Annotated in this window: 5 protein-coding genes; 4 read left to right on the forward strand and 1 reads right to left on the reverse strand. The window is 67.9% G+C overall.

Going from position 1 to position 4,801, the window contains the following annotated elements:
• Nucleotides 1-193 precede the first annotated feature (193 nt).
• The 4 genes from fsa to D7V80_RS40210 all read left to right on the forward strand — a co-directional run bounded on the left by fsa (nucleotide 194) and on the right by D7V80_RS40210 (nucleotide 4,075).
• Nucleotides 194-859 carry a fructose-6-phosphate aldolase gene (gene fsa, locus D7V80_RS40195; protein WP_014399257.1) on the forward strand — a complete coding sequence of 222 codons (666 nt, stop codon included), beginning with the start codon at nucleotides 194-196 and terminating at the stop codon, nucleotides 857-859.
• 140 nt (nucleotides 860-999) lie between these two features.
• Complete coding sequence (locus tag D7V80_RS40200; RefSeq protein WP_014399256.1) at nucleotides 1,000-2,136, forward strand: acyl-CoA dehydrogenase family protein; 1,137 nt, start codon at nucleotides 1,000-1,002, stop codon at nucleotides 2,134-2,136.
• A 131-nt stretch (nucleotides 2,137-2,267) separates the two neighbouring features.
• Nucleotides 2,268-3,065: an electron transfer flavoprotein subunit beta/FixA family protein gene (locus D7V80_RS40205; RefSeq protein WP_120593052.1), complete on the forward strand. Its 798-nt coding sequence runs from the start codon at nucleotides 2,268-2,270 to the stop codon at nucleotides 3,063-3,065.
• Between the two features lie 44 nt (nucleotides 3,066-3,109).
• Nucleotides 3,110-4,075 (forward strand): electron transfer flavoprotein subunit alpha/FixB family protein, encoded by a 966-nt coding sequence (locus D7V80_RS40210; protein WP_120593053.1) that lies wholly within the window; start codon nucleotides 3,110-3,112, stop codon nucleotides 4,073-4,075.
• Nucleotides 4,076-4,168: 93 nt separating this feature from the next.
• Here the strand turns inward: D7V80_RS40210 and D7V80_RS40215 are convergent, their stop codons facing one another.
• Nucleotides 4,169-4,735 (reverse strand): cytochrome c oxidase assembly factor Coa1 family protein, encoded by a 567-nt coding sequence (locus D7V80_RS40215; protein ID WP_158616779.1) that lies wholly within the window; start codon nucleotides 4,733-4,735, stop codon nucleotides 4,169-4,171.
• Nucleotides 4,736-4,801: the final 66 nt, after the last annotated feature.

A 4,801-nucleotide genomic window follows, 5' to 3' on the forward strand; every position in this document is an offset into this window, starting at 1 on the left:
GCCGGGGAGGGCACGCAGTTTGGGCTTCTTGGCGGTGGAGCGGGGAGCGCGGGCCATGGATGGGCGCTACCTCTACTCCGCCGCAGCGTGGGCGGCCATCCTTGACGCATGGGGGGGCCTGGGCTACGGCCTGCCCGCCCGGCCGCCCGTGGCCGGGGAAACCTGCTTCACCACCGGAAACCGAGGGGACGGCATGAAGTTCTTCATCGACAGCGCGGACGTCGGCGAAATCCGCAAGGCCCACGAGATGGGCTGCGTGGACGGCGTCACCACCAACCCGTCACTGCTGGCCAAGGTCGGCCGGAACCTGGAGGAGACCATCCGGGAGATCTGCTCCATCGTGGACGGTCCCATCAGCGCGGAGTGCGTCTCGCTGACCGCCCCGGAGCTCATCAAGGAAGGCCAGGGCCTGGCGAAGATCCACGACAACGTCGTGGTGAAGATCCCCATGGGCGTGGAGGGCATGAAGGCCGTCAAGGCGCTCACCGCGGACGGCATCCGCACCAACGTCACCCTCTGCTTCTCCGCCAACCAGGCCCTGCTGTGCGCCAAGGCCGGCGCCACGTACGTGTCGCCCTTCGTGGGCCGGCTGGACGACATCTCCCAGGACGGCATGGAGCTCATCGCCCACATCCTGGAGATCTACCAGAACTACGACTTCACCACGCAGGTGCTGGTGGCCAGCGTGCGCAACCCCGTCCACGTCCTCCAGGCCGCGCGCCTGGGCGCGGACGTGGCCACGCTGCCCTACAACGTCATCACCCAGCTGGCGAACCACCCCCTCACCGACGCGGGCATCCAGAAGTTCCTCGCGGACTGGGAAAAGGTCCCCAAGCAGGGCAAGCCCGCCGGGAAGTAACCGCTCGGCCGTCTCCCCTGTCGTTCCGGTGTCCCTGGAACGACGGGGGGGCCCTCGCGGGGGCTGGCGCCTGGACGGCGGGAGCGGTATGGCAGGGGAAACGGATTGATATTTGAATCAACCCTCCCGGAGCCCCGCACATGGATTTCCAGCTCAGCGAAAACCAGCGCGCCTTGCAGGACGCCGCGCGCAAGTACGCCCGTGACGTGGTGCGCCCCAAGGCCCCCCACTACGACGAGACCTCCGACTTCCCCAAGGACCTCATCTCCGCGGCCTTCGAGCTGGGCCTGCTGAACATGGCCATCCCGTCGGAGTACAACGGCGTGGGCCTGACGCACCTGGAGCAGGTCATCGTGTGCGAGGAGCTGGCGTGGGGCTGCGCGGGCGTGGCCACGTCCCTCATCGCCAACGACCTGGCCAACCTGCCCATCATCCTGGCCGGCACGGACGACCAGAAGAAGCGCCTGCTGGCCCCCTTTGGGGAGAAGCTCAAGCTCAGCTGCTTCTGCCTCACGGAGCCTTCCGCGGGTTCGGACGTGGCGGCCATGGGCACCACCGCGCGCCGCGAGGGTGACGAGTACGTCCTCAACGGCAGCAAGTGCTTCATCACCAACGCCGGCTACGCGGACCAGTTCACCGTGTTCGCCACGCTGGACAAGGGCAAGAAGCACAAGGGCATCACCTGCTTCGTCGTGGAGGGCCGTCCGCAGGGCCTGACCACCGGCAAGCACGAGAACAAGATGGGCCAGCGCGCCAGCAACACCACCACCGTCACGTTCGACGAGGTGCGTGTCCCGGTGAAGAACCGCATCGGCGAGGAGGGCGAGGGCTTCAAGATCGCCATGGCCACGCTGGACAACAGCCGCCCGCTCACCGCGAGCATCTCCATTGGCATCGCCCGCGCGGCGCTGGAGCACTCGCTGGAGTACTCCGCGCAGCGCCAGACGATGGGCAAGCCCATCCGCGAGCACCAGGCCGTCCAGTTCATGCTGGCGGAGATGGCCATGAACACCCACGCCGCGCGCCTGCTCACCTACGAGAGCGCGCAGGTGCTGGATGAGGGACAGCGCAACACCCTCCAGTCCAGCTATGCGAAGTGCTTCGCCGCGGACATGGCCATGAAGGTCGCCACGGACGCCGTGCAGGTCTTCGGCGGCTACGGCTACATGAAGGAATACCCCGTGGAGAAGCTGATGCGCGACGCCAAGCTCATCCAGGTCTACGAGGGCACGAGCCAGGTGCAGCGCCTGGTCATCGCGAAGGAACTGTTCAGGTAGAAAAGCAAAACTGTGCCCGGCGGGGCTTTCCCGTTGCCGCCGCCGTGTGCGGATGTCTATTACTCCGGCCCTGATGCGCGACGCGTCAAGCGCCCGATTTCCAAACACTCCCCACTGAGGAGAAGCCCGCCGTGAAGATTCTCGTCACCGCCAAGCGCGTGGAAGATCCCGAGTCGAAGATCAAGGTGAAGCCGGACGGCTCGGACATCGTGAAGGAGGGGTTGAAGTACAAGATCAACCCCTTCGATGAAATCGGCGTGGAAGAGGGCCTGCGCCTCGCGGCGAAGCACACCGGCGAGGTGGTGGTGGTCTCCATCGGCGGCAAGGAGGTGCAGGAGCAGCTGCGCCACGCGCTGGCCATGGGCGCCAACCGCGCCATCTGGGTGAACCACACGGGCCCGCTGGATCAGCTGGGCATCGCGGGGCTGCTCCAGAAGGTCGCGGAGAAGGAGAAGCCGGACATCGTCCTGTTGGGCAAGCAGTCCATCGACGACGACCAGAACCAGGTGGGCCAGTACCTGGCCGAGTTCCTGGGCTGGGGTCAGGCCACGTTCGCCTCCAAGGTGGAGTCGCTGGAGAGCGACCAGGAGAAGAACAAGGTCCCGGCGGTGGTGGTGTCCGCGGACAAGAAGAGCGTGCAGGTGGTGCGTGAAGTGGACAACGGGCTCGCGACCCTGGAGGTCCAGCTGCCCGCCATCGTCACCACGGACCTGCGCCTGAACCAGCCGCGCTACGCCAGCCTCCCGGGCATCATGAAGGCGAAGAGCAAGCCCATCGAGGAGCTGACCCCGGCGGGCCTGGGCGTGGACGTGGCCCCGAAGATCCAGGTGCTCAAGCTGGCGTCGCCTCCCGCGCGCAAGGCGGGCATCAAGGTGCCGGACGTGGCCACCCTGGTGGAGAAGCTGCACAACGAGGCGAAGGTCGTCTGACCCGCGCTGCCAACCCTTCCAACGATTCCGGAGACAGACACACCATGTCCATCGTCCTCATCGTCGCCGAGCAGCAGCCGGACGGGAACCTGCGCAAGGCCTCCCTGAACGCCATCGCCGCGGGCAAGCAGCTGGCCGACAAGGCCGGCGCCGAGCTGCACCTCGTCCTTCTTTCCAAGGACCCCTCCAAGCTGGCGGAGGAGCTCAAGGGCTCCGGCGCCAAGGCCATCCACACGGCCGCCGCTCCTGAGTTCGAGCACTACCTGGCCGAGGTCTACGCCCCCGTCGTCGCCGGCCTGGCGCAGGAGCTGAAGGCCACCTTCGTGGGCGCGGCCTCCACGGCGCAGGGCAAGGACCTGCTGCCGCGCGTCGCCGCCCGGCTGAAGGCCGCCATGGCCACCGACATCACCGCCATCAACGGCAGTGGCGCGGACATCACGTTCACCCGTCCCATGTGGGCCGGCAACGTGTTCGCCGAGGTGAAGCTCTCCACGCCGGTGCAGGTCATCAGCATCCGCGCCACGGAGTTCACGCCGGCCGCTGGCGCGGGCGCGTCCGCGGAGGTGAAGTCCTTCCAGCCGAAGCTGGAGGCCTCCAAGACGAAGTTCGTGTCCTTCAACGAGGTGAAGAGCGCCCGTCCGGAGCTCACCGAGGCCAGCGTGGTGGTGTCCGGTGGCCGCGGCACCAAGGGCGACTTCAAGGAAGTGGAGGCCCTGGCGGACCTGCTGGGCGCCGCGGTGGGCGCGTCCCGCGCGGTGTGCGACGCGGGTTGGGTTCCCAACGACCTGCAGGTCGGTCAGACGGGCAAGGTCGTCGCGCCGAAGCTGTACATCGCCGCGGGCATCAGCGGCGCCATCCAGCACCTGGCCGGCATGAAGTCCTCGAAGACCATCGTCGCCATCAACAAGGACCCGGAGGCGCCCATCTTCCAGGTGGCCGACTACGGCCTCGTGGACGACCTCTTCAAGGTCCTGCCCGCGCTGCGCGAAGGCATCCAGAAGCTGAAGTAGTCCGCTTCCGCCGTCCTGACGGCGGGCCGTGACCTCCGAGGGGCGCGTCACCGGGACATCCCGGGGCGCGCCCTTCGTCACTCCCGGGCAGCCCTACAGCTCGATGTCGGTGTCGCTGCCGGGCTTCTTCCGCGCGGGCGGCTCCGAGGGCTCGGTGTCTTCCGGCTCCAGCTCGTGGGGCACCTCCGGCTCCTCCAGCTCCGGTGCTTCCGGGGGCGGCTCGCCCGTGTCGAGCAGGTCGATGCGCTGTCCGTCCTCCACCTGGACGTAGAGGGTGCGGAAGGTCCACGTCTCGCCGTTCTTGTCGGCCACGGCGTGGAGGTTGCCGTCCGCCTTGGGGCCGTCCAGCGGGACGGTGAACTCCGCGTGGGTGCGGCCGTTGCGGGTGCTCACCTGGGTGTTGCTGGGGAAGCCCGGCTTGAAGGTGCCGCCCAGGGCCCGCTGCACGTGCGGATCCTCCTGGGCCTCCGTGATGGCGTCCGTGTACGCGCCCATGTCCTTGAACGACGAGTAGCCCCAGCCCACGGCGATGGCCGCGAAGCAGAAGCACGAGCCCAGCATCCCCAGACAGCCCACGGGCACCGCCCACTTCCAGTTGCGGCTCCACCACCCCTGGCGGGGCTCGGGTGCGTAGTCACCCTCGGGACTTGTCGGCGGCATGGGGGCCCTCCTGGCCTGGACCTGGGGCCGTGTCATAGCCGGTTCCGGACGAAGCAGGGGTGGGGC

This window comes from Corallococcus sp. CA054B (assembly GCF_003611625.1).
Taxonomy (GTDB): Bacteria; Myxococcota; Myxococcia; order Myxococcales; family Myxococcaceae; genus Corallococcus; species Corallococcus coralloides.